The 23,206-nt window shown below is 35.0% G+C and carries 22 protein-coding genes and 1 pseudogene; 14 read left to right on the top strand and 9 right to left on the bottom strand.

The features are described 5' to 3' along the window. Nucleotides 1–25: 25 nt before the first annotated feature. Nucleotides 26–1,312 (bottom strand): MFS transporter, encoded by a 1,287-nt coding sequence (locus tag I7H67_RS13275; RefSeq protein WP_049836597.1) that lies wholly within the window; start codon nucleotides 1,310–1,312, stop codon nucleotides 26–28. A gap of 524 nt (nucleotides 1,313–1,836) precedes the next feature. Here I7H67_RS13275 and I7H67_RS13270 point away from each other — a divergent pair. After that, entirely contained in the window at nucleotides 1,837–4,044 is a 2,208-nt protein-coding gene (locus I7H67_RS13270) for a TonB-dependent siderophore receptor (RefSeq protein ID WP_198308060.1), read from the top strand. Between the two features lie 55 nt (nucleotides 4,045–4,099). Here I7H67_RS13270 and I7H67_RS13265 read toward each other — a convergent pair whose 3' ends face one another. Then, a complete protein-coding gene (locus tag I7H67_RS13265) occupies nucleotides 4,100–5,518 on the bottom strand; it encodes an aspartate ammonia-lyase (protein WP_198308059.1) in 1,419 nt (472 codons plus the stop codon). A 413-nt stretch (nucleotides 5,519–5,931) separates the two neighbouring features. Here I7H67_RS13265 and I7H67_RS13260 point away from each other — a divergent pair, with 413 nt between their 5' ends. From I7H67_RS13260 to I7H67_RS13245, 4 genes are all read left to right on the top strand, one after another. Beyond that, nucleotides 5,932–6,114, top strand: coding sequence for a hypothetical protein (locus I7H67_RS13260; RefSeq protein ID WP_005305057.1), 183 nt, complete (start codon nucleotides 5,932–5,934; stop codon nucleotides 6,112–6,114). Between the two features lie 111 nt (nucleotides 6,115–6,225). Further along, nucleotides 6,226–6,447, top strand: coding sequence for a hypothetical protein (locus I7H67_RS13255; RefSeq protein ID WP_080645707.1), 222 nt, complete (start codon nucleotides 6,226–6,228; stop codon nucleotides 6,445–6,447). A gap of 543 nt (nucleotides 6,448–6,990) precedes the next feature. Further along, nucleotides 6,991–7,884 carry a LysR substrate-binding domain-containing protein gene (locus tag I7H67_RS13250; RefSeq protein WP_198308058.1) on the top strand — a complete coding sequence of 298 codons (894 nt, stop codon included), beginning with the start codon at nucleotides 6,991–6,993 and terminating at the stop codon, nucleotides 7,882–7,884. Between the two features lie 243 nt (nucleotides 7,885–8,127). Next, the gene (locus I7H67_RS13245) at nucleotides 8,128–9,021 is read left to right on the top strand and encodes a LysR family transcriptional regulator (RefSeq protein ID WP_003651675.1); all 894 of its coding nucleotides are present in this window, start codon (nucleotides 8,128–8,130) and stop codon (nucleotides 9,019–9,021) included. Between the two features lie 49 nt (nucleotides 9,022–9,070). On the opposite strand, the gene I7H67_RS13240 is transcribed toward I7H67_RS13245, so the two are convergent. The 5 genes from I7H67_RS13240 to I7H67_RS13220 all read right to left on the bottom strand — a co-directional run bounded on the left by I7H67_RS13240 (nucleotide 9,071) and on the right by I7H67_RS13220 (nucleotide 14,310). Then, the gene (locus I7H67_RS13240; protein WP_132069951.1) at nucleotides 9,071–10,243 is read right to left on the bottom strand and encodes a thiolase family protein; all 1,173 of its coding nucleotides are present in this window, start codon (nucleotides 10,241–10,243) and stop codon (nucleotides 9,071–9,073) included. 65 nt (nucleotides 10,244–10,308) lie between these two features. Beyond that, complete coding sequence (locus I7H67_RS13235; protein ID WP_198308057.1) at nucleotides 10,309–11,718, bottom strand: short-chain fatty acid transporter; 1,410 nt, start codon at nucleotides 11,716–11,718, stop codon at nucleotides 10,309–10,311. A gap of 116 nt (nucleotides 11,719–11,834) precedes the next feature. After that, the gene (locus I7H67_RS13230; RefSeq protein ID WP_004642758.1) at nucleotides 11,835–12,476 is read right to left on the bottom strand and encodes a 3-oxoacid CoA-transferase subunit B; all 642 of its coding nucleotides are present in this window, start codon (nucleotides 12,474–12,476) and stop codon (nucleotides 11,835–11,837) included. Between the two features lies 1 nt (nucleotide 12,477). Further along, nucleotides 12,478–13,182 (bottom strand): CoA transferase subunit A, encoded by a 705-nt coding sequence (locus I7H67_RS13225; RefSeq protein ID WP_005040846.1) that lies wholly within the window; start codon nucleotides 13,180–13,182, stop codon nucleotides 12,478–12,480. A gap of 246 nt (nucleotides 13,183–13,428) precedes the next feature. After that, on the bottom strand, nucleotides 13,429–14,310 hold the full coding sequence (locus tag I7H67_RS13220) for a LysR family transcriptional regulator (protein WP_198308056.1): 882 nt from the start codon (nucleotides 14,308–14,310) through the stop codon (nucleotides 13,429–13,431). A 276-nt stretch (nucleotides 14,311–14,586) separates the two neighbouring features. Between I7H67_RS13220 and I7H67_RS13215 the strand changes: the two genes are divergently transcribed. After that, nucleotides 14,587–14,988, top strand: a complete 402-nt coding sequence (locus tag I7H67_RS13215; RefSeq protein WP_198308055.1) for a J517_1871 family lipoprotein — start codon at nucleotides 14,587–14,589, stop codon at nucleotides 14,986–14,988. Nucleotides 14,989–15,240: 252 nt separating this feature from the next. Here the strand turns inward: I7H67_RS13215 and I7H67_RS13210 are convergent, their stop codons facing one another. Together I7H67_RS13210 and I7H67_RS13205 are read right to left on the bottom strand one after the other, a co-directional pair. Further along, nucleotides 15,241–15,654 carry a hypothetical protein gene (locus tag I7H67_RS13210; RefSeq protein ID WP_198308054.1) on the bottom strand — a complete coding sequence of 138 codons (414 nt, stop codon included), beginning with the start codon at nucleotides 15,652–15,654 and terminating at the stop codon, nucleotides 15,241–15,243. Nucleotides 15,655–16,279: 625 nt separating this feature from the next. Then, nucleotides 16,280–16,543: a hypothetical protein gene (locus I7H67_RS13205; RefSeq protein WP_198308053.1), complete on the bottom strand. Its 264-nt coding sequence runs from the start codon at nucleotides 16,541–16,543 to the stop codon at nucleotides 16,280–16,282. 230 nt (nucleotides 16,544–16,773) lie between these two features. Here I7H67_RS13205 and I7H67_RS13200 point away from each other — a divergent pair, with 230 nt between their 5' ends. From I7H67_RS13200 to I7H67_RS13165, 8 genes and pseudogenes are all read left to right on the top strand, one after another. Beyond that, the gene (locus tag I7H67_RS13200; RefSeq protein WP_198308052.1) at nucleotides 16,774–17,217 is read left to right on the top strand and encodes a BLUF domain-containing protein; all 444 of its coding nucleotides are present in this window, start codon (nucleotides 16,774–16,776) and stop codon (nucleotides 17,215–17,217) included. A gap of 106 nt (nucleotides 17,218–17,323) precedes the next feature. Further along, nucleotides 17,324–17,596, top strand: a pseudogene (locus tag I7H67_RS13195) (glutamate 5-kinase); the annotation flags it as partial. Between the two features lie 173 nt (nucleotides 17,597–17,769). Continuing rightward, nucleotides 17,770–18,123, top strand: a complete 354-nt coding sequence (locus I7H67_RS13190) for a hypothetical protein (RefSeq protein WP_198308087.1) — start codon at nucleotides 17,770–17,772, stop codon at nucleotides 18,121–18,123. 219 nt (nucleotides 18,124–18,342) lie between these two features. After that, entirely contained in the window at nucleotides 18,343–18,600 is a 258-nt protein-coding gene (locus tag I7H67_RS13185; protein ID WP_227602585.1) for a hypothetical protein, read from the top strand. A 127-nt stretch (nucleotides 18,601–18,727) separates the two neighbouring features. Then, nucleotides 18,728–19,144 carry a hypothetical protein gene (locus I7H67_RS13180; protein ID WP_151988127.1) on the top strand — a complete coding sequence of 139 codons (417 nt, stop codon included), beginning with the start codon at nucleotides 18,728–18,730 and terminating at the stop codon, nucleotides 19,142–19,144. Between the two features lie 463 nt (nucleotides 19,145–19,607). Continuing rightward, complete coding sequence (locus tag I7H67_RS13175) at nucleotides 19,608–21,029, top strand: GntP family permease (protein ID WP_198308051.1); 1,422 nt, start codon at nucleotides 19,608–19,610, stop codon at nucleotides 21,027–21,029. A 33-nt stretch (nucleotides 21,030–21,062) separates the two neighbouring features. Beyond that, complete coding sequence (locus I7H67_RS13170; protein WP_198308050.1) at nucleotides 21,063–21,848, top strand: 3-hydroxybutyrate dehydrogenase; 786 nt, start codon at nucleotides 21,063–21,065, stop codon at nucleotides 21,846–21,848. Between the two features lie 325 nt (nucleotides 21,849–22,173). Continuing rightward, complete coding sequence (locus tag I7H67_RS13165) at nucleotides 22,174–23,160, top strand: AraC family transcriptional regulator (protein ID WP_086497619.1); 987 nt, start codon at nucleotides 22,174–22,176, stop codon at nucleotides 23,158–23,160. Nucleotides 23,161–23,206 lie beyond the last annotated feature (46 nt).

The following is a 23,206-nucleotide window of genomic DNA, read 5'->3' as shown; positions in this document are numbered from 1 at the left end:
TTGGGACAGAAGGCATTTCATTTAATTAATGATCATGTTCTAAATAATCTGGTTTTTTCGGAAGCGCAAGGCTACACAAGAAACAGATAATCAGCATGACAATGACATATATAAAGAATGTATTTTCGATTCCGGCAGCTTTGAATTGCAAGGCTACCGAAGGTGCAGAACCACCAAAAATAGCATTACCTACCGCATATGAAAATCCTACTCCGAGTGCGCGTACGTGAGGTGGGAACATCTCAGCTTTTACTAAACCACTAATAGATGTATAGAAACTCAAAATCATCATCATAAAAATGAGTAGCAAGGTAATGATGATCGGTGAATCTATATAATTAGGCATGCCAATTGCCATTACTGGATAGATAAAAATTGCAGATAATAAGCTAAATGCCAGCATTGAAGAACGTCGCCCAATACGATCCGAAATGGAACCAAATACAGGTTGAGCACACATATAGACAAATAGTGCGAAGGTCATGATATAACCAACGGTTTTTCCATCCATACCTAAATTAGTTAAATAGGTTTTTGAATAAACAGTTTCTACATAAAACGTTAATGAACCAGCAGAAGTGTATCCGACCACCAATAAAAAGGTTTTCCAATGCTTTTTAAAGAGCTCTCTTAAGCTACCAGACTCTTTGCGTTCACTATCTTGATGAGAAAGCGTTTCTTCTAAACGACTCCGGGCAAGTAAAGATAGAATAGCTGCAATACCACCAATAATGAACGGAATACGCCAACCACCATCAAGTAATTGTTGTTCACTTAAAAACGTTAATAAGATTACACCAAGTAGGCTGGCAAGTAACTGGCCACCAGAAAGGGTGACATATTGGAAAGAGGAATAAAAACCACGTTGACCCTTTAAGCCTAATTCACTCATGTATGTTGCGACTGCACCATATTCACCACCCACTGATAGACCTTGAAGTAAGCGTACTACCAGTAAAAGGAAAGGGGCAAATAACCCAACTTGTTCATAAGTGGGTAGGGCTGCAAATAGAAAAGAGCTCAAAGCCATTAAGCAAATTGAGACAATCATTGATTTTTTTCGACCATGTCGGTCTGCAATGCGCCCAAATATCCAGCTACCAATAGGACGCATAAAAAAGCTTGCTGCAAATACACCCCAAACATAAATCGATTTGGTCGTACTATCCATGTCTGGTGCAGTTAGAGCCTGAGTAAAATAAGCAGCAAATACTGCATAGATATAAAAGTCGAACCATTCGACCAAATTACCTGAAGCTGCGCCTACAATCCCTCGTATTCTGCTGCTCTTTTCTTCCTTAGTATATGTCATAGATATTCCGTCAGTTAGCAGAAAAAAATAGAAATTTTCAGATGTACTGAACAGGAAATAGAATGAATCTTTAGATATCACTCAATCCTGAGTACTTTCTTAGAATTCCTCTCCATTCATTTTTTATAATTTTAAATTTCCATTCTAGTGATTCTATGATCTTTTGTTCGATTTAAAGAAATTTTTACCGATAATCGAACAATTCCTTAATTTAGTGAGTTGATCAATGCACCATAAACTTTATTTAAAATCAAACATCTAATTTATTAACCATATTCGTTATTGTATTCCTCCTTGGTCTAGACCTATTTCTGAGCTTAGTTTTATTTTGACTATTTGGTAATACTTAAAAAGTTATAGTCCTAATTTCATAGAAAATAAACGATATTCATATAATGATGACGCTTTATTACACAAAATTTACTTGATCTAAAAATTATATAATTTGTTGTTTCTCGATATTTGTCACTGTATTCTTGCGTGGCTAAAAATAGGCTCAGCAGTTACTTCTAGCGCTTCAAATTATGCACGGTATGGCAGGTAGTTATTCAATGGAAAGACGTTCGTTAAATCTTCACTTCATAACATGCTCTAAAACAGCATTGGCTTCATCTATTGCACTGATGACATCTGTAGTCTACGCAAATGAAGCGGAGGTTTCGCAGCTCCCAACCATTACTGTGAACGCTACACAAAATAGTAATGCGCTATATACATCTAAAAAAGTTAATTTATCTGGTTTTCAAACAGGCGATGTAAAGAAAGTTCCTGCATCTATTACCACCATTACCTCTGAGCGCATAGCAGATCAACATGCAAAAACACTGACCGATGTTATTAAAAATGATTCATCGTTAGGAGATGGCTACGCTGCTATTGGCTACTATCCAAACTTTGTAGCACGTGGTTTTTCCCTCGATTTAGGCTCTAGTTATCTCATTAACGGCCATACCATACGTGGCGAGCAAAATGTAGCTTTAGAAAATAAAGAGCAAGTTGAGATTTTAAAAGGCATTTCTGCAATTCAAAGTGGAATGTCGACACCAGGTGGTGTGGTTAACTATGTAACCAAAAGACCTGCCGATGTTAAAACTATTACGGTCGATGCAAATTCAGAAGGTGGTTATACACTAGCAACGGATGTAGGCGGCTATTTAAATGATAATTTTGGCTATCGAGTCAATTTAGCGCATGAAAGTATTCACCCAAATGTCGATCATGCAAATGGTAAGCGTGAGTTTGGTTCAGTTGCTTTAGACTGGAAAATTAATGATCGCTCTAAATTACTGTTTGACATTGAAGCACAGCATCAAAGCCAACGCTCAGTACCGGGTTATCAACTGCTTGATGGGCAAGAAGTACCAACAAATGTAGATCAAGACCGTTTATTAGGGTATCAGTCTTGGAGTAAACCGGTTGTAAATAACAGTGTAAATGCGAGTTTAAAATATCAATATGCATTTAACGATCAATGGAATGGTAGCTTAAGTGCGTCTCAAAGCCGTGTTGTGATTGATGATAATAGCGCTTTCCCATGGGGATGTTATAACGATAATTGTGAAGTTACTGGTTTAGGCAATACTTTTGATAAACATGGTAATTATGATATTTACGATTTCCGTAGCCCAGATGACACACGTATTACCAACCAGTTTGCCGCTGGGTTAAATGGACAATTCAACACTGGCAACATTCAGCATCAAGTAGCTTTCGAATTACAACGTACTTATAAAAGCTTAAAGCACCATACACCTCTGAATGTAGCTGTAGGAACAGGCAATATTTATGAAGATACGGTCGACTACAATCCTTCATTGGAAAGTCCAGGTGATCGTTACAAAGCCTTAGAAAGCGATCAGACTGCTTTCACCCTATCTGACCGAGTTCAATTTAACGAACAGTGGTCAACTTTATTGGGTGGAAAACTTATTCACCTTGATGAGCAAGCCTATAAGGCAGATGGTCAGCAAAGCCGAGATACAGATTTAAATAAGTTCTTACCGCAATTAGCCCTCATGTATAGCCCAACTGCTACGACTAATCTTTATGCTTCATACGCCAAAGGATTATCGGATGGTGCAGAGGCTCCATGGTATGCCGACGCGAATGCTTATCAAGTACTCTCACCTAGAAATTCTGAACAATATGAACTTGGTATTAAGCAACAAATACGCAACTTCTTAGTAACAGCAGCTATTTTTGATTTAAAACAAGACAATCAATATACGACTACAAATTCTGCAGGAGAATTAGAATTTGTTGAGCAAGGTGAACAGCACAATCAAGGTATTGAGTTAGGTTTAACTGGTGCTTTAACCGATTCAGTTGACGTAAGCTCTGGCGTTACCTATACCAAATCACGTCTTGTTGATATTGAGAGTGACAGCTACAAAGGTCATCAAACTCAAAATGTGCCGAAAGTCCGCGCAACTGCGCAGTTATCTTATAAAGTACCTTCAGTTGAAGGGTTAAGATTACTCAGTGGTATGCAATACAGTAGCAGTAAATATGCAAACAAAGAGGGAACGGCAAAAGTAGGTGGTTATAGCGTCTTTAATATTGGTGCTGCCTATAAAACAAATTTTGCTGGGCATGACACGACCTTCAGATTCAATATTGATAACTTATTTAATAAGAAATATTGGCGTGATGTAGGGGCATTTATGGGGGATGACTATTTATTCTTAGGTAATCCACGTACAGCCCAGTTCTCTACAACTTTCAGTTTTTAAAATATAGAACAAATAAAAAAGGAGCTTATAAAAGCTCCTTTTTTATTTTCAGGAATTAAGCCGACATTTTTGGTTTAACCATATTATTAATCGACAAGATATCATCAAGCACTTGTGCTGATAATAAACCTTCGTTCTGAACGAGTGCTAATACACTTTGTCCAGTTTCATTTGCAGTTTTAGCAATACGAGTTGTAGTTTCATAACCTAAATATGGGTTAAGTGCAGTCACAATACCAATTGAGTTTTCAACCAAAGCTTTACAATGCTCAGGGTTCGCCGTAATCGTATCAATACATTTACTTTGGAACATTGCCATCGCGTTACCAAGTAAATCCATAGATTCAAATAGTTTGAATGCAATAAGTGGTTCCATTGCATTTAACTGTAATTGACCAGCTTCAGCAGCTAAAGTTACAGCTAAATCATTTGCAATAATTTGGAAGCAAGCAAGGTTCATCGCTTCAGGAATAACTGGGTTTACTTTACCTGGCATGATCGAACTACCTGGTTGACGTGCTTCTAAGTTAATCTCATTAATACCAGTACGTGGACCACTTGAAAGTAAACGCAAGTCATTGGCAATTTTTGAAAGTTTAGTTGCGGTACGCTTTAATAAACCAGATAAAAGAACAAAGTCACCCATATCTGAAGTTGCTTCGATTAAGTCAGGAGCAGACTTAATTTTCTTACCAGAAATTTTTCCAAGCGCTTGAATCGCAAGTTCACGGTAACTATATTCAGTGGTAATTCCCGTACCAATCGCGGTACCACCAAGGTTCATATAAGCTAGAACATTTGGAATGAGCGTATTAATCTGTTCAAGATCTTTTTGTAGAGTTACTGCAAAAGCACCAAACTCTTGACCTAATGTCATAGGTACAGCATCTTGTAACTGAGTACGACCCATTTTTAAGATGTGAGCAAACTCTTGAGATTTATTACGGAAACTTAAAATTAAGTTATTAAAAGGAAGATTTAGTTCATCTAAGCTTAATAACAAACCTAAGCGAATCGCAGTAGGGTACACGTCATTTGTTGACTGTGACATGTTAATGTCGTTATTTGGATGTAGATATTGATATTGACCTTTAGAATGTCCCATATATTCTAAAGCAACATTCGCCAATACTTCATTTGCATTCATATTGGTTGAAGTACCAGCACCACCTTGCATCATATCAATCGGGAACTGGTCATAAAAATTACCGCGAATAAGTTGATTACAGCTGTATTCAATCGCTTCAAATTTAGTTTGATCTAAGCTTTTAAGATTATAGTTTGCTTCAGCACAAGCAAGTTTTACCATTGCTAATGCTTTAATTAAATGAGGGAAATTTCCCACTTTGCTTTGTGTTAAGTTAAAGTTTTCTAGAGCACGTAATGTTTGAACTCCGTAATAATCATTATTATTGATTTCTCTATAACCAATAAGATCCTTCTCAATACGGGTGGTAATTTCAGCGTTCATCATTAAACTTCGAATTAGTAGAGTAGATAATTCATATTAGATTTCGAAATGCTTCACTTCTAATGCATTTATCAAGTTAATTATGCATTTTTTGCATATCAGTTTTTTCCTTTTCTAAACCTAAAAATAGAAAAACTTTTTCCTTCACACATTACATCTAAATTTTATTTTATAAATTAATGGTTTACTTTTTAGATAAATTAAAAATAAAAAGTTCTATGATGAACTAAATGAAGATGTAATTTGAAAAAGAGCTGCATACAAAATTTTAGACTTGTTAATTTAAGTGAAATATCAACTAATTTAATGAGGGTAATTAAATCAGAAGTGTAGCTTATCTAACAAATTTATATAAAAATGTGATGCATTTCACATAAAAGACACTATAATACGAAAAAATCTTAGTTTTTAAGTTTATGTTAAAAGTCACAGCCGCATTAATCATTTTGGGTAGTTTTACATACTATGTACTTTTTCATGGTGAAGAGAAAAGTGAGTCTAAAACTTCCCGTTTACTTAAAGACGCGGAGCAATCGATTGCTTCTGCTGAAAGTTCAGTAAACAAAGCCAATAGTATTGTACCAATATCTTATAAATAGCCACGGTTATTCAGCCTAACTATTTTATATTAACCATCAAAATATTGTTTTATCTAAATTTTCTTAAAATTTTGATAAAAGACTGTATGTATAGAGACAAAATTCATGAGAATGAAGTTTATCGCCTATGATCCCAATTCTGGGGAAAAAGTAAGCTTAAAAGAGCATATCCATCACATGGATAAATACACCACTTATATCTTTTTTAGTGATGAAAAAGATAATATGGTATTCAATCCGCAGAAAAAGCAAGTTTTTGAAATTACTCAATATACAGCGAATATGATGGTTGAAATTTCAAGAAAGCTATATTATCTGATTGGTGAATATTAAAAAAATTTTCAGGCCAATCTCGGATAGATACTTTAGTAGAATAGTCAGGTTTATTTAGTTGAACTATACTGCAAATATATCTTCTGATTTGAACTAGTTGATTAGGTCAGAAAGCTTAAATCCTGAAATAATCAAATTAGCAAAATTTTAGTTTTACAGTCCGTATTCTTCCCCAAGGTGCGGACTTTTTTTATAAAAATTAAGACTTGATAAAACGATGAGGGTATTTTTGGTTTTTATTAAAGCTTAAATGGTTATTTACTTGATTTATATCAACCTTACTTTTTGATTTAAAATAATTTTTAGAATAATAATTTTATATTTGTATGAGTTGTTGCGCTAAATGAAAGTCTTTTATTCTCTTACACTCTTTTCTATGTCAGAATTATTAAATACTTACTTTTATCGTTTGGCTTTGCCATCCTTCCATCGCATTTTTGCAGGTACTCCCATGTTTTATATTTTTCATTCATCTATTCAGCTATTTATTCAGCTTCCCAAGCAAACAAATTAAGGACATAACTATAAAAAGGGAATGCAAAAATGAACTTAGAAGTACGTTGGGTAGAAGACCTTTTGACACTTGAACGAGAGCGTTCTATTTCAAAAGCAGCCGAAAAACGATTTATTAGCCAATCTGCTTTTACGCGTAGAATTCAGCAAATAGAAGAGATGATTGGAGCTGAAGTTATTATTAGAAATAATAAAAATAATATTGAGTTTACAGACATCGGCCGAATTATGCTGGTCATGTCTAAAAATATTGAGAAGCAGGTAGAAGAAACAGCCAAGCTGATTAAAAACATCAAAAATGAAACCGAATCTACGATTCGTTTCTGTGTTGTTCACTCATTAGCATCTGGTTTTTTAACGACTTTTTTAAAAAAATTCCCAACGTTTATGCGTGATTTAAAAATCGAAATTGTCGCAACGAACAGTGGTGAGGGCTTATCTCTTTTAAAAGAAGGTGCCTGCGATTTTATGATTTGTTATGCAGATCGATCTAATATTAATCGTGTTGGTGATGATATTTTAAGCGGGATCAAGATTGCTGAAACAGAGATTGTTCCTGTCTCAGCTACCGAAGTGGATCATACGCCTAAGCATACAATTCAAACTAATTTTTCTTTGCTTGCTTATAGTAAACACGCTTATTTACGAAAATTGGTAGATCAACTGATCGAAGGCAAGTTGAATTATAAAACCTTATACGAGACTGATAATGCAACGAATTTGAAAGAGCTCGTATTACAAGGCCTAGGGGTGGCATGGATTCCAAAAATTAATGTAGAGGAAGATCTTGCTAACGGAAAACTGGTCATGTTGGATCATCATGAATATTGTCTTCCTCAAGATATTTACATTTTTAAAAATAATTTGAGTGATAACAAAGCAGTCCAGCAAATCTGGAAGGGCTTCCAAACTCAGCCTGATTAAAATTTATAAAAACTTATAAGGATATGTATTGTATTCAACATATTTACATACAAAGTAATCAATTAAAGTGCCCATCCCTTTGTCTTTATGACGAAAGGCTTTATAAAGCATTGCTCATGGTCTAGATTCTTTGTTAATTTAGACCATATATCAATAATTCAGAAATCTAGTGAGCATTTTTATATATGCTGTACCTGCTTTCATTCCTTTTGAATGGATTATTTGATCCAGACGGAGACAATTTTGTTTGATCTAGATAGTAGATTACTAAATATTTTTTATCATATTTATCGGTTTAAAAGCGTTTCAATGGCTGCTGATGCTATTGGTCTTACCCAACCGAGTGTTAGTAATGGACTGAATAAAATCCGTCAGCATTTTAATGACCCGCTTTTTATTCGTGTTGGGAATGAAATGATTCCAACCGAATTAGCTAAAGAAATCTTTCCACTCATTAGTGAAGTGATTGATAAAGTTGAAAGTATTAACAACTTTAGTGTGAACTTTGACCCACTTACTTCGGATCAACTTTTTACAATTGCGATGACAGATGTATCTCATCTGGTCTTATTGCCGCAATTAACAAACTATTTAAAAGAGAAAGCTCCTTTAATTCGTTTGAATATTCGGCCAATTACTCCAGAAACCAGTTATCAAATGGCAAATGGTGAAATTGACCTTGCAATTGGCTTTTTACCTCAATTAGAAGAAGGCTTTTATCAACAGAAGTTTTTCAAACAACATTATGTGGTGATTAGCTCTAAGAGCCATCCTCGTTTAGACCCAAATAATTTTACTTTAGATGATTATATGCGCGAATATCATATCGATATTGATGCAGGAATCGGTCACTACCACATTAAAAATGAATTACAGAACAAAGGATTAGATAGGAATATCTTAATTCGCTTACCAAGTTATCTAGGCGTTGGTTTAGTCGTTCAAGAAACAGATGCGATTGCAACCGTACCGTATTATTTGAGCCAAGTCTTATTGGTCAGAGAAAATTTACAGATTTTACCAGCACCTCTCGACTTCCCAACTTATGATGTTAAACAACATTGGCATATGTCTTGTCATCATAAAAGTAGCCATAAATGGTTCCGCCAAACCTGTTATGAACTTTTTAAAGTCTAAAAGAAGATGTAAGAAAAACCCCTACATCTTCTTCTGTGTGGTTTGATTTTTAGATTTCAATTGCGACCGCTGTAGCTTCACCGCCACCAATACATAGTGCAGCAACACCTTTCTTTTTACCTAGGCGTTTTAAAGCATAGATCAGAGAAAGGATAATTCTTGAACCCGTTGCGCCAATTGGATGTCCTAAAGCACACGCACCGCCATGTACGTTGACTTTTGCTTCATCAATGCCTAGCTCATGAATTGGCGCCATTGCGACCATTGCAAAAGCTTCATTAATTTCCCAAGCATCTACCTCGTCAACAGACCAACCAGCACGCTCAAGTACTTTTTGAATTGCGCTAATTGGAGCAATTGTAAACTCGCTTGGATGCTGTGAATGACTAGAAGTCGCCACAATTTTTGCTAAAGTATTTAAACCATGAGACTGAGCATATTCTTCAGTGGTGAGTACTAATGCAGCAGCACCATCAGAAATTGAGCTTGAGTTAGCCGCTGTAATTGTACCGTCTTTACTAAAAGCAGGGCGTAAAGTTGGGATTTTCTCAAGATTCGCTTTTAATGGTTGTTCATCTTGATCAACAACTTCAACACCTTTACGTGTTTTTACTTCAACAGGAACAATTTCTTCCTTGAAGTAACCTTCTGTAATCGCAGTTTGCGCTTTTTTAAGTGAAGAAATCGCGAAATTATCCATTTGCTCACGTGTAAAGCCTTTGGTGTTTGCCATGTCCTGAGCAAAAGAACCCATTAATCGGCCAGTTTCAGCATCTTCAAGACCATCTAAAAACATGTGGTCTTTAATTTCGCCATGTCCCATACGGTAACCACCGCGAGCTTTGGGCAAAATATAAGGCGCATTGGTCATAGATTCCATACCACCCGCAACAATAATGTTAGCACTACCAGCTTTTAAGGTATCTGATGCCATTAATACCGCTTTCATGGCAGAGCCACACAGTTTATTAATGGTGACTGCACCTACATGATCGGGCACACCTGCTTTACGCATAGCCTGACGAGCTGGTCCTTGGCCTATACCTGCGCTCAGTACGCAACCAAAAATAACTTCATCTACTTGGTCTGGTGCAACACCTGCACGTTTAATCGATTCACGAATTACTGCTGCACCAAGCTCTGGAGCTGTTAAAGAGGATAAACTGCCCTGAAAACCGCCCATTGCAGTACGACTACCTGAAACTATAACAATTGAACTCATCTTAATATCTCTTATTGGTGTATTTGCTAAATTTGCCTCTAGCCGAAACTAAAGGCGCCAGTAAATTAAAAAGTAGGTGGGGTGTAACTAAGCGTTCTTCCAAAAAACCACAATAAAAATAAAACTAAAGGAAAATGCACGACGAGCTGAGTGACTGTAAAACCAATCACATCTTTTGCTTTTAGTTTCAAAATACCCAACATTGGAAGCATGAAGAATGGATTGATTAAATTTGGTAAAGCTTCAGCTGCGTTATAAATTTGTACTGACCAGCCCAAATGAACTTTTAAATCATTTGCCGCTTGCATGACATATGGGGCTTCAATGATCCATTTTCCACCGCCAGAAGGTACAAAGAACCCGAGTATGGCAGAGTAAATTCCCATCACAATTGCAAAAGTTTCTTTTGAAGCGATAGAGACGAAAAATTCGGCAACATAATGCGACAACGATAAATCTTGACTGTTTAAAGCTTGCGTCATAATAAACGCGATACTTCCGTACAACGGGAACTGGATTAAAATGCCTGATACAGCTGGAACTGCCTTTGCAACAGCATTTAAAAAGTTTCGTGGCGTTCCATGTAATGCTAGACCTAGCATTAAAAAGACAAAGTTGTAGGTGTTTAGGCTTGAAATGGCAATGATAGGATTACTTTTTGAAAATTCAAAAAACATCCAGATTAAACCTAAAGCCACCACAATAATCGTTAAAATAGGCGAGTTTTCTAACCAATCACCCGGACGGGTAGATTTCTCTTCATGTGGCTTTTCTTCTTCAAATTGCACATTAAAACTATCAATCGTTTTAACGTTATCACCTTTGGGAGCTGACCAATACGCGATTGCGATTGAAACAATCACCAAAATAATGGTCATCGCAATTGATTGCCAAAGAAAGATTGTTTCTGTAAATGGAATAACACCGGTCAAATTATAAATCGACTCAGGCAAACTGCTTTTATTCGCTTGAAGCTGTGCTGCTGACGAACTAATTCCCAACGCCCAAGTTGCACCCATACCAATAATCGCAGCGGCGGCAGCAGCACGATAATCCATATTGAGTTCTTTACGTTTTGCCAATGCGATCACCAAAAGTGCAGTAAGGATGGTACTTACCGCCCAATTGACCAGCGAAATTAACAAGCTGACGGTCGCAACCAAAACAATAGCACCACGTCCAGAATTTGGAATACGCGCCATTTTTTGAATCAGGAATTTTACGGGCTTAGATACGGAAACGACATAACCCACAATAATTAGCATGGTCATTTGCAAAGTAAATGGAATAAGACTCCAAAAACCATTACCAAATGACGTCGCTACATCTTGGATTGGAGCACCAATACCCAAAGCGGCAATAGAAACAATAATGACGCCGAGTAGAGCAAAAATATATGAATCTGGAAACCACTTTTCAGACCAGTCACTAATCCGAAGGGCAAATCTTTCAAAAATTCCTTGCTGTTTTTCCATAGCTGAAAAAATCCTTCTCATTCTTATTCGTTGACAGCACATCCGGTGCTTAAAGAGGCTAAGACTTAAGCTCACTTTCTAACTTAAGTCTTGTTTGGCTAATTAAAAATTAAAATTTAAGCAACTAAGGTTTTATAGAATTCGACGCCTGTAACAGCTTGAATCTGTTCTAGAGTGACATCTTTAGCAAGTTCAATCAGTTCAACACCTTGTGGGGTAATGTCCATTACACCTAAGTCAGTAATTACGCGGTGAACCACGCCTTTACCGGTTAAAGGTAAACTACAGTTTTTCACAATTTTTGGCGTACCGTCTTTTGCACAATGTTCCATAAGAACTACAACTTTTTGAACACCAACAACCAAGTCCATTGCGCCGCCCATCCCTTTTACTTTCTTGCCTGGGATCATCCAGTTAGCCAAGTCACCATTTTCGGAAACTTCCATTGCACCTAAAATTGCAATGTTTACGTGGCCGCCACGGATCATGGCAAATGACGCTGAACTTGAGAAAAAAGCAGCGCCAGGGCGAGCAGTAACTGTTTGTTTGCCTGCATTAATTAAATCGGCATCAACAGTTTCTTCAGTTGGAAACTCGCCAATACCCAATAAACCGTTCTCAGACTGAAGCCAAACATTAATATTTTCAGGAATATAGTTGGCAACTAGGGTAGGTAAGCCAATACCCAAATTGACATAAAAACCATCTTCAAGTTCTTTTGCAGCACGTTGTGCCATTTCATTGCGTGACCAAGCCATTTTATACTGCCTCCGTGCTTAAAGTTTTATGCTCAATGCGTTTTTCAGGTGATGCATTAAGTACAATGCGATTTACATAGATACCCGCTAAATGGATTTCATCTGGATCCAATTCACCAATTTCAACAACCTGTTCAACTTCAGCAATTGTAATTTTTCCAGCCATTGCACATTCAGGGTTAAAGTTCTGAGCAGTTTTACGGAAAACTAAATTACCCGCTTTATCGGCTTTATATGCTTTAACAAGTGCTACATCGGCTGTTAAAGATTCTTCTAAAATGTAGTTTTTGCCTTTAAAGGTACGTTCTTCTTTACCTTCAGCAATCAGTGTACCTACGCCAGTTTGAGTATAAAACGCGGGAATTCCAGCACCACCAGCACGTAACTTTTCAGCTAAAGTACCTTGTGGGGTGAGTTCTACATCAAGTTCACCATTTAAATACTGACGCTCAAATTCTTTGTTTTCTCCAACATAAGAAGAGATCATTTTTTTAATCTGTTTGGTTTGAAGCAAAATACCTAAGCCAAAGTCATCTATACCTGCGTTATTAGAAATACAAGTGAGACCAGTTACACCACTTTGTTTAACTGCAACAATCAGTTTTTCAGGAATTCCGCATAAACCAAAACCACCAACGGCAAGTGTTTGATTATCTGCAATAACATCTTTCAGTGCTGCCTCTGCATTGGCATAAACTTTATTCATTCTATTGTTTTCCTATATCCCTTAGTGGTTTTAGTTTTAGCATCTAGTTTTATGTTATAGAAGTTAATTTTTTAAAAGGATTAATAAGTATAATCAATGAATCGCATCAAATTAACAACAAAAGATAAGAAGTACAAAAGCACAAAATCTTAAAAAAAATCATTTCATAGCATTGAAATTTATAATGATTAAGAAATTTACCTTAGCCGTAAGCTTAGCTCATCCTAAAATACAGTATTTAATTTTTTAAAATTTATATTGAAGCAATGCCTCAATAAATTGAGCTGAAATATTTGAAATTTCAAAGTTCTTTTTATAGACAATTCCAACTGTTTTATGAATAGCTTCGTCTTTTAGCTCAATTAAAACATTATGTTCTTTATCAATGTGAGACGCAAAATGTCTTGGAATTGCACTTACCCCAATTCCATAAGCAACAAAACTTGAAAGTGATGAAATTTGATGACATTCAACTTTCAAATCAAGAGTTATATTATTTCGTAAACAATTTTGCTCAACCAAATAACGAACAATCGAAGGTTTTTGCAAAGTCACAAATGGGTTAGAACAAAGCTGCTGCCATGTAATTGACGAAGCCTGTGCAAGGGGATGAGTCTTTGGTAATAGAGCTAAAAAATCTTCTTCAAAAAGCGGTTTAAACTCTAAACCTTCAGTGAGATCTGGCTCAAAACATAGGCCAAGCTCAAAAATACCATCCTGTACTTTTTCGATGATGGTTTCATTAGGAATATCATGAATTGAAAAGTTAAGGTTTGGGTGGAGGCTCAAAAACTCATGAATGACTTTAGGCAAAATTGCATGAGTCACAAATGGCATAGAGGCAATACTTAAGGTTCCACGATTAAGCTTAAACCTTTGTTTAACATCATTTTCCATTTCATCCCAATTGGCAATTAATTTTTTTGCATAGGGAATAAGTGATTTACCTTCCTGAGTAAGTTCAACACGGCGTGTATTACGGTTAAATAGTTTCCCACCTAATTCTTCTTCTAGACTTTTGATAGTGAGACTTAAAGCGGACTGGCTAAGATGTAAATCTAAAGAGGCATTGGCATAGTTGAGGGTACGAGCAAGGGCCAAAAAAGCTTTTAGTTGTTTAAGCGTCATTTCGTTCCTTTAGATTACAGTTCCAGCCTAGTGCTGTAATTTATACGAAAATTTGTCTAATAAGATGTTTTTTGAAAAAAATTATGAAAAAGATGTAGAGAACAATGATACAGATTAACTCATAAAACATAAAACCGAACTTTCACCGCTAGTACCTACATTAAAAACTGAAATGTAAGATTAATAAATATTAAATACATTACTTAAACTACCTTCGGGTGGTTTTTCATTTTCTGAACTGTTAAATTTTATTCATAATTAAAATGGATAATTATCATGCAAAAGATCATTGCATTAAGCTTATTTTTTTTATTAAGTGGGTGTGTAAGCCCAACTGCTCAAATGGTTAATAATAAATTTAACGAAGAGCAGCCTTCAACACCTTCAATATCAGGTATATGGACGATTTCAATCGGCCCAAGCATATCAACCATAAAACTAGAAGCTGATGGCAATGGAATACTTTGTGATGATACTAGTGGCCATGTTGTATTCAACAAAGTTAAGTATGCAAATAATATGATTTACATTGAAAATGGTATGATTCTAGACGTTAAGACTCTTAACAAAGATATAATTGAAGCTAGAACAATTTTAAGTGCCTCTAGTTCAAATATGATCTACAAAGCTGATAATGACTTAAAGGCAGCTTCATTAAAGTGTGTCAAAGAATTATAGATAACCATCTTCATAAACCAGTAGTCGTTTTTTATTGTCTGGAGGAAAGTAAAGATGGCATAAGAATCACGTCAGTTCATTTTTATTGTTAGCGTAGATAATTTCATGAAAAAATTATTTTTTAGGGTTAGTTTCAAGTTTTACTTTTTTTAATGGTTGCTAATCTATAGAACAGTAAACGAAAAATAAAGCAAGCACTTAATGATTGCACCTAAAAGATATTAATATGTAATAAAGAATACTTAATCGTCTTTAAGTTTCACATTTTGAATTATTGGTTTTGAAATGATCTAAATATTCCTGAAATTGAAAGAAAATTGGTTTCGCATCTTTCTGTTGTAAAAGCTTTGGATAGTACTGCATATACACTGCCAGAAGTTTTTGAGCATCTGCAACATAATCACATTCTGCTTGAAGTTTATCTTGTAAATTCTTTGCAAATTTAATTCTTGGTTCATGGTGAGCTTTAAAGATATCAACCTGTTTTTTCATTCTTTGGTCAAAAATTTCTCTAGATGCTTTTTCACCATCCGAAAAGAATACGTAATGAAAATCAAAACCCTGCCAATTCAAATCATTTTTAGGTATGTAAATAATTTGTTCTGCATGGGTAAATTTATAAGATATTAAGGAAAGAATAATAATTAAAATTGTCTTTTTTATCATTTTTCAACTCTTTTCAAAATTTTAAGAAGATTCTATCAAATAACAAATTTCTCACAATAATATCCAAGACTTAATTTTACGATGATATTAAGCCAAATAAGAGCTTAATTTACTTCCATAGCGCCAGCTAACCAATAACCATAATCTGCGCAAGCTATTAGGAATAGAAGGAGTAACTTGAGTAGATTTCACCTCATATAACCCACCACCTAGTGATATCTGTTCACGAATTACAGCAGATTGATTTGTAAAACCATTCGTAATTTTAAATTTACCATTTTCTAAGTTTTCTAAGTTTTCTAAGTTTTCTAAGTTTTCTAATTTGCTGCCATAGGGCTAAATAATTAGTGGAGCCGTTTGATCTTCAAGTCTGATACATCCATTTTTATCTACTATGAGCTTTCCTTGTGCTGAAGCCATCATTGAAATATTACTTCTCACATTGCTTGTGATAAGTACAGGTTGAATAAAGATATCTTCATTAGTAGCTATAGTAGGCTTTAACATACAAGATGTAAGGCTAATAGTCATTAAATATAATAAGAGTGGTATTTTCATATAATGATTCAAAAACCTTGAAGAATTATCCTTTTCTTAGCTTCCATCGTATCTGTACAGCTATATGTTATGACGGCATGACTTTAGTTTTCTTTGTCAAAATCTTGATAATTTTAAAAACTTGATTATCTAGCTTTATCTTTTGATGAACAGTTGCATTGTCGAGCTGATCCCATAATTCAAATGGGAAAAACTCTGAGCTATGATCAAATACCCATAACCATTGATAACTATTGTTAAGGGTATTTACATCAAAACGTACATCCTGAACTTTGACAATCTTAAGTTGTTTATGATGTTCGTCTTGAAGAATAATTTCATGGTTCTCCATTAGACATCCACAAATTAAAGACAATTCTTGATTTTACTGAAATTAATATTTTCTAGTTAGTTTGTTAAGTTGATATTAATTTACAAAAGATTTCTGGTTGTTAAAGTTTGTCATTTTCAAAACGATAATAATCTTTACTCTTGAAATACAAGGTTTTAAATAGGTCAGGTTGTAAGGGTGGTGTGTAGCTGTCAAAATGTCCAACTGACATATATCTTCGAGTTATCGCTATGAGTTTAATAGGCTTTATGTATGCAAGTAAAACCAATAGTGAACATAGTCAAGTAAAACAAGATTTAATTGATATCCTCACAGAAGCAGTCAAATTCAACTCTTATAATGATATTACGGGAGTACTTTACTATGGTAATGGGTATTTCTTGCAGTATTTAGAGGGTGAGAAAGAACAGGTTGAATCACTGTTTTATAATTCAATTTTGAAAGATTCGCGGCATCAGAACTGTGAAATTATCTTTTCGGAACCATCCGAGCAGCGGTTATTTAAGCATTGGAGTATGAAATTTGCGCCTATAAATACCAAAATAAAAGATTTCTTTTTTCATCATCATGTCGATGAGTTTAACCCGTATTTGCTTAACACTACCTCAATTCCACCTTTTATTGAACTGCTTGTAGATCAACCAAATCTTAAAGCTGATCAATATCAGATTTAATCAACGATAGGATATGGATTAGAGTAGTTTTTTCTACTTAAATAGCCCTTTGAAAAGGGCTATTTAAGTTATATGGATTCTTCTACGTATTAAAGGGCTGGATGAAGAACGACCAGAAAAAACAAATGAAAACTCTAAAAATGGAGTTAAAGAAAATTACTCAGATTGTTTAATTCTATTTTGCTCATACAATCAATATAAAATCTAAACCCTTTGGAGCTTGGCCACAGATAAAAAGGTAACTGTGTTGCAGAATAAATTGACTATAATTCCAAAACTTGATGATGAGTGGATAACTTCCTTAGGTTCTTTTCGGGTCATTCATATTCAGCAGGATCCTGCCTCTACTATTTGGAAATGCCAATTGAGGAAGGTATAAATTGAATAGTTTTCACTATCAATTAAAATATCAATTTATATATAAATTACTGTAATTAGATGGCTACAACTACACATAGTTCAATATATATTTCCCGTCCAAGCAATTACGAGGGAGATGGAACTGACGATAAAGAAGAATTTATTGAGACATGCAATATCCATTTTAAAGATCTGTTTAAAGATCAAAAAGCAATCTCTACACTTTCTGAACCTGAAAAAAAATATTTTGATAAATGTGTTTCAGCTTCAAATGATAAATATGCTGCTGAAGAGGTTATTTATGATCTTGGAGTGGGTTTCGCGATACTAATTGTTTTGCTGGGTATAGGATGGGGATTCTATGAGGCGAAAAAATCTTTAAATACTCCAATCATAATTAATCCCAAGGAAAATCCTGAGAATGATACCAATGGAGATCATATTTCTGACGGGATTATCATAGTCTTTATTTCCGTAATTATTGCTGCATTTATTTATCTAATTTTTAGTTTTGTTTCCGGAATATGGATATCGATTAAATATTAAAGTTTCGAGCCAGGTGGATACGGAACCAAAATGTATGAGGGCATTCAAATTGTAATATTAATTTATAGATATAAGTTCAAACCCACTTCGGTGGTTTTTTTAGTGTGAGCAATTTAGGAGTTAAGTTGATAAGTACAGATTATATCCCTTTATGGCATTATCGCTATTTCAGCATGTGCAGTAAACGCTGGCTAGAAGTCAAAAAGAGATACTTCAGGAGTGGTTATTGCCAAAGAAATTGATCAAAAAGCAATCTCTGTTTCTATGCCAATAGATGGCAAATTTAGAGTTGGACTTTACTCTAATCAGGTTAGTAAAAAAATGGGGCATATCATCAACGGCACAAATTATAGATATCTTAATTTAATTGCTGAAAATGTTCTTAAAAATATTGGCTTTAATGGTGTAGGAATACAATCACCAAATCCTAATTCTAAATTTTTAGGTAAAACTGTTTCAATTCAGTACAGTATTTAACTTTAATTTAACACTAACTAAGTTTTTATTCTCACTACTAAAATTTCATTAAGTTTAAAGCAACCTTTGGGTGGTTTTTCGTTTTCTGAACTGTTAAATTTTACTCATTATTAAAAGGGATAATTTCATGAAAAACATTATTTTTTTAGGACTAGTTCTCAGCTTAATTGGGTGTTCAACAGCTCCAGTTGCTTCAAATACAGCCAAGCCAGTACCTAATGAGAGAATATACAATCAGAACTATTTAAAGAAACACACTCCTGAACAAGCAAAAGTTACTTTTTTAAGAGATAAAGGTTTTTTAGGATCTGGTTGTAGTCATGATATGTATGTTAATAACGAAAAAGTATTCTCGATTCGTTCAAATGAAATAGCTACGATTTATCTTGAGCCCAAATACTATATTTTTAGATTGGAAACAGGCGGTGGAATGTGCCCAAATATTGCCACTTCTCAAGAAACTGAAGTTAAACCAGGCTCGGAGATAGAATATCGAATTTTACTTCCATCTGACTTTAATTTAAGACTAACTCGAATGAAATAAAAGCGTAAGAGCTTGTGTCTAAGGCAGTCGAGTAATATTAAATTTTAATTGAACCCACTCGTCATTAAGTGGGTTTTTTATTACTTATAAAAGATTACTGATCTTAGCTAAGAAAATATTCACCAAATTAATACCTCTATATTATTTAATTGTCTTTATTAAATAATATAGAGGTATTAATTTAATTTACTCAATAATTAATAGGTTTTATTAAAAAATAAAGGCTTTAAAATGGTGATATTTTACCAATTAAAGAATATAAACTATTGTATTTTATTGGTATTTTTAAATTTAAATAAATTACATTGTTTTTAAATATTTTAGTGGTATTTTATTTTTAAGCTCATTTATCTATTACCACTCATAGATACTGTGATTTTTATCATTTTAGGTTTGGGATAACCTAAATATCTTTTGGTAATTTTATTGAACCTAGTATCTATTCTTTAGGGAGAAAGAATATATGTGGGAATTATTTGTAATTCTACTTTCGCTTGGGCTGTTAATGTATACAGCTTACAAGGGCTTTTCCGTCATTCTCATGGCACCAATTTGTGCCTTACTTGCAGTTTTACTCATTAACCCAGCCAATGTTTTACCATTTTATTCGGGTGTTTTTATGCCGAAAATGGTGAATTTTATTAAAGATTACTTTCTTGTGTTTTTGCTCGGGGCAATTTTCGGTAAAGTCGTTGAAATGTCAGGAATTGCTGAGTCTATTGCTCGAACCATTGTGAGATGGATTGGGGCGAAAAAGGCAATTTTAACCGTTGTACTTTTAGGTGCAATTTTGACCTACAGTGGAGTAAGTTTATTTGTTGCTGTATTCGCAATTTATCCTTTTGCCAACCAACTATTTAGACAAGCTAATATTCCAAAACGTTTAATTCCGGGAACCATCGCGCTAGGCGCATTTACATTTACGATGGATGCTTTGCCGGGTACGCCACAAATCCAAAACGTAATTCCAACTACATTCTTTGGCACCAATATTTATGCTGCACCATTTCTAGGAATTATTGGTGCTATTTTTGTTCTATGCATGGGTTTGAGCTACTTAGAATGGCGTCGTCGTGCTGCTGCAAAAACTGGTGAAGGCTTCTCTGGGTTTGGTGTAGACGATACATCATCTCAAGAAATTGAAGCCGATATGGCACTGCAGACTAATGGAAGTACTGCACGTCAGTTTTTAGCGTTTGTACCTCTTATTCTTGTTGCAGTAATGAACAAATATTTGTCTAAAGCAATCAAAGAGTGGTACCCAAATGGCTTTGATTTTGCCACTGTCGGTTTAGCTGACTACACCGTAGATGTAGCAAAAACTGGTGCGATCTGGGCAGTTGGCCTTGCGCTCATTGTAGGAATTATTTCTGCAATTTTATTTGATTATCAACGTGTAGTGATGAACTTTAAAGAAGGTATTAATGCCAGTATTGGTGGCTCACTTTTAGCAGTGATGAATACGGCTTCTGAGTATGGCTTTGGTGCAATTATTGCGTCATTACCAGGCTTTGCCATGATTAGTCATGCAATGAGCAGTACCTTTACAAATCCTTTAGTGAATGGGGCGGTGACCACAACCGTATTAGCTGGTATTACTGGTTCAGCTTCTGGTGGTATGAGTATCGCTTTAAGTGCGATGGCTGAACATTATAACGCCGCGATTTTAGCCGCAAGTATTCCACCAGAAGTTATGCACCGTGTGGTTGCAATGGCATCGGGTGGTATGGATACGCTTCCGCATAATGGTGCTGTTATCACTTTACTCGCTGTTACAGGCTTAACCCATAAACAATCGTATAAAGATATTTTTGCAGTCACAGTAATTAAGACATTAGCGGTATTTGTGGTGATTACGGTCTTTACCGTAACAGGTATTGTTTAAATCAGCGCGTTATAAGTATTAAGGAGTAAATAAATGACAAAACTTTTAGACGGTAAGGTCGCTTTTATTACAGGTTCTGCAAGCGGTATCGGTCTAGAGATTGCTAAGAAATTTGCTCAAGAAGGTGCCAAAGTTGTCATTTCTGATATGAATGCCGAAAAGTGCCAAGAAACGGCGAACTTACTTAAAGAGCAAGGTTTTGATGCACTATCTGCGCCATGTGATGTAACTGATGAAGATGCTTATAAACAAGCCATTGAGCTGACTCAAAAGGCCTTTGGTACCGTTGATATCTTAATTAACAATGCTGGTTTCCAACATGTTGCATCTATTGAAGAGTTTCCAACGGCTGTTTTTCAAAAGCTAGTTCAGGTCATGTTAACAGGGGCATTTATTGGTATTAAACATGTTTTTCCAATCATGAAAGCTCAAAAATATGGCCGTATTATTAATATGGCTTCAATTAATGGTTTGATTGGTTTCGCTGGAAAGGCGGGTTATAACAGTGCTAAACACGGCGTGATTGGCCTAACAAAAGTTGCGGCATTGGAATGTGCACGTGACGGTATTACAGTAAATGCTTTATGCCCCGGTTATGTAGATACGCCATTGGTTCGTGGGCAAATTGCAGATTTGGCTAAAACGCGTAATGTGAGTTTAGATAGCGCACTTGAAGATGTAATTTTGGCAATGGTTCCTCAAAAGCGTTTATTGTCTGTTGAAGAAATTGCTGACTATGCGATTTTCCTTGCGAGTAGCAAAGCTGGTGGGGTAACAGGCCAAGCTGTTGTTATGGATGGCGGCTACACAGCTCAATAATTTAAGTGTTTTAAAAGCCGCTTATTTTAAATAGGCGGTTTTTTTATTCGTTAAAATTTACGATAGTCTACTTTTCAAAATAATGATTTATCTCTACTCTATTTCTTTATAAAAAAGCTAATAAAATAAGTTTGTTAAGGTATGAAATTATACTTTAAAGGTATTTAACTTATTTCCATTTTTAAAATTTAATAGAGTATGAGAAAGTAATCTTTACTCTCTTTCTTGATTCGATATTTTTCAGGAAAACTCGTCAATTAAAGGATATTAATTGGCATACAAGTTGCTTTTTAAGTAATAAGTTATTTAGCTAGGTGAAAAGGATATGATATCACTCAGCCAACAGACGGAACTCAATCATTATTCACGCAAAGCTGAATTTGCGCAGAATCTCATGTCCACAATTTGTGGTGAACACCGTCTAGACACAATTTACAAAGACACTCTCGATTTTCACTATGACGGAATGCGTTTGCCTAATAAAAAAATGGCAATCGGTACAATCAGTTATGGTGCAAACGTTGCCATTAACATCTCAAATTTAAAAGCGTATAGCATTAGCTTACCTATACAGGGCCGACAAGCTCTCAACATTCGTGGCGCTCATTATCAATCTGATGAAAACAGGGGCCTTATTGTTTCAAATAACGATCAACAAGATTTGATTATCGATAAAGATTGCAGAAAATTTCAGGTGGTTATTCCTGAGAGAAGTATGCAGATTGTCCTTGCGGATCTATTAAATAAACCCATAGAAACGCCTATCATTTTTAACCCAGAAATGCACTTAGACTCTGAGCAATTGATTGGTGCATGGTGGAAGAACATTCAAAATTTTGTACAGTTAAAATCGCAATATAGTAATTTTTATGGTTTGCAGATGTTGTCTGAAGACTATGAAAATTTTGTAATTAAAGCGTTATTGTTGTCTCAAGAAAATAACTACTCTGAAGCTTTAAAGTCTCTCTCACATCAGGATGAGCCAGCGTATATTCGTAAGGTTCGTAATTTTATTATTGAACATGCGCACGAAGAAATCTGTGCAGAAGATTTACAACGTCTGGCTGGGGTTTCAAAATCAAAATTGTATGACGAATTTCAACAGTACTACGGCACCAGTCCAATGTCGTATTTAAAAAAATATCGCCTCCAACAGATTTACAAAATCTTGAGCACCACAGGAGCAGATAGAAAGGTTTCTATTTCAAAGCTTGCGTATGACTGGGGCTTTAATCATTTAAGTCGTTTTTCTCAAGAATATCGTGAAGAGTTCGGAGAAAATCCAAGTGAAACTAAAGGCAAAATTTTCTAATATTTAATTTTTCCAAATAAAAAAACTGATTTAGGTGACTAAATCA

This window comes from Acinetobacter sp. ACIN00229 (genome assembly GCF_016106645.1).
Classification (GTDB): Bacteria; Pseudomonadota; Gammaproteobacteria; order Pseudomonadales; family Moraxellaceae; genus Acinetobacter; species Acinetobacter oleivorans.
The sequence above is the reverse complement of the archived record's forward strand: the minus strand, read 5'-3'. Positions and strand labels throughout refer to the sequence as shown.

Excerpts from the sequence above, each read along its gene's own strand:
- I7H67_RS13255 (WP_080645707.1), top strand. The coding sequence starts at position 6,226 with ATGAAGTTTATCGCCTATGATCCCAATTCTGGGGAAAAAGTAAGCTTA.
- I7H67_RS13170 (WP_198308050.1), top strand. The coding sequence starts at position 21,063 with ATGACAAAACTTTTAGACGGTAAGGTCGCTTTTATTACAGGTTCTGCA.
- I7H67_RS13230 (WP_004642758.1), bottom strand. The coding sequence starts at position 12,476 with ATGGCTTGGTCACGCAATGAAATGGCACAACGTGCTGCAAAAGAACTT.
- I7H67_RS13250 (WP_198308058.1), top strand. The coding sequence starts at position 6,991 with ATGAACTTAGAAGTACGTTGGGTAGAAGACCTTTTGACACTTGAACGA.
- I7H67_RS13205 (WP_198308053.1), bottom strand. The coding sequence starts at position 16,543 with ATGGAGAACCATGAAATTATTCTTCAAGACGAACATCATAAACAACTT.
- I7H67_RS13165 (WP_086497619.1), top strand. The coding sequence starts at position 22,174 with ATGATATCACTCAGCCAACAGACGGAACTCAATCATTATTCACGCAAA.
- I7H67_RS13235 (WP_198308057.1), bottom strand. The coding sequence starts at position 11,718 with ATGGAAAAACAGCAAGGAATTTTTGAAAGATTTGCCCTTCGGATTAGT.
- I7H67_RS13215 (WP_198308055.1), top strand. The coding sequence starts at position 14,587 with ATGCAAAAGATCATTGCATTAAGCTTATTTTTTTTATTAAGTGGGTGT.
- I7H67_RS13265 (WP_198308059.1), bottom strand. The coding sequence starts at position 5,518 with ATGATGAACGCTGAAATTACCACCCGTATTGAGAAGGATCTTATTGGT.
- I7H67_RS13225 (WP_005040846.1), bottom strand. The coding sequence starts at position 13,182 with ATGAATAAAGTTTATGCCAATGCAGAGGCAGCACTGAAAGATGTTATT.
- I7H67_RS13240 (WP_132069951.1), bottom strand. The coding sequence starts at position 10,243 with ATGAGTTCAATTGTTATAGTTTCAGGTAGTCGTACTGCAATGGGCGGT.
- I7H67_RS13270 (WP_198308060.1), top strand. The coding sequence starts at position 1,837 with ATGCACGGTATGGCAGGTAGTTATTCAATGGAAAGACGTTCGTTAAAT.
- I7H67_RS13175 (WP_198308051.1), top strand. The coding sequence starts at position 19,608 with ATGTGGGAATTATTTGTAATTCTACTTTCGCTTGGGCTGTTAATGTAT.
- I7H67_RS13210 (WP_198308054.1), bottom strand. The coding sequence starts at position 15,654 with ATGATAAAAAAGACAATTTTAATTATTATTCTTTCCTTAATATCTTAT.
- I7H67_RS13200 (WP_198308052.1), top strand. The coding sequence starts at position 16,774 with ATGAGTTTAATAGGCTTTATGTATGCAAGTAAAACCAATAGTGAACAT.
- I7H67_RS13180 (WP_151988127.1), top strand. The coding sequence starts at position 18,728 with ATGAAAAACATTATTTTTTTAGGACTAGTTCTCAGCTTAATTGGGTGT.
- I7H67_RS13260 (WP_005305057.1), top strand. The coding sequence starts at position 5,932 with ATGTTAAAAGTCACAGCCGCATTAATCATTTTGGGTAGTTTTACATAC.
- I7H67_RS13220 (WP_198308056.1), bottom strand. The coding sequence starts at position 14,310 with ATGACGCTTAAACAACTAAAAGCTTTTTTGGCCCTTGCTCGTACCCTC.
- I7H67_RS13275 (WP_049836597.1), bottom strand. The coding sequence starts at position 1,312 with ATGACATATACTAAGGAAGAAAAGAGCAGCAGAATACGAGGGATTGTA.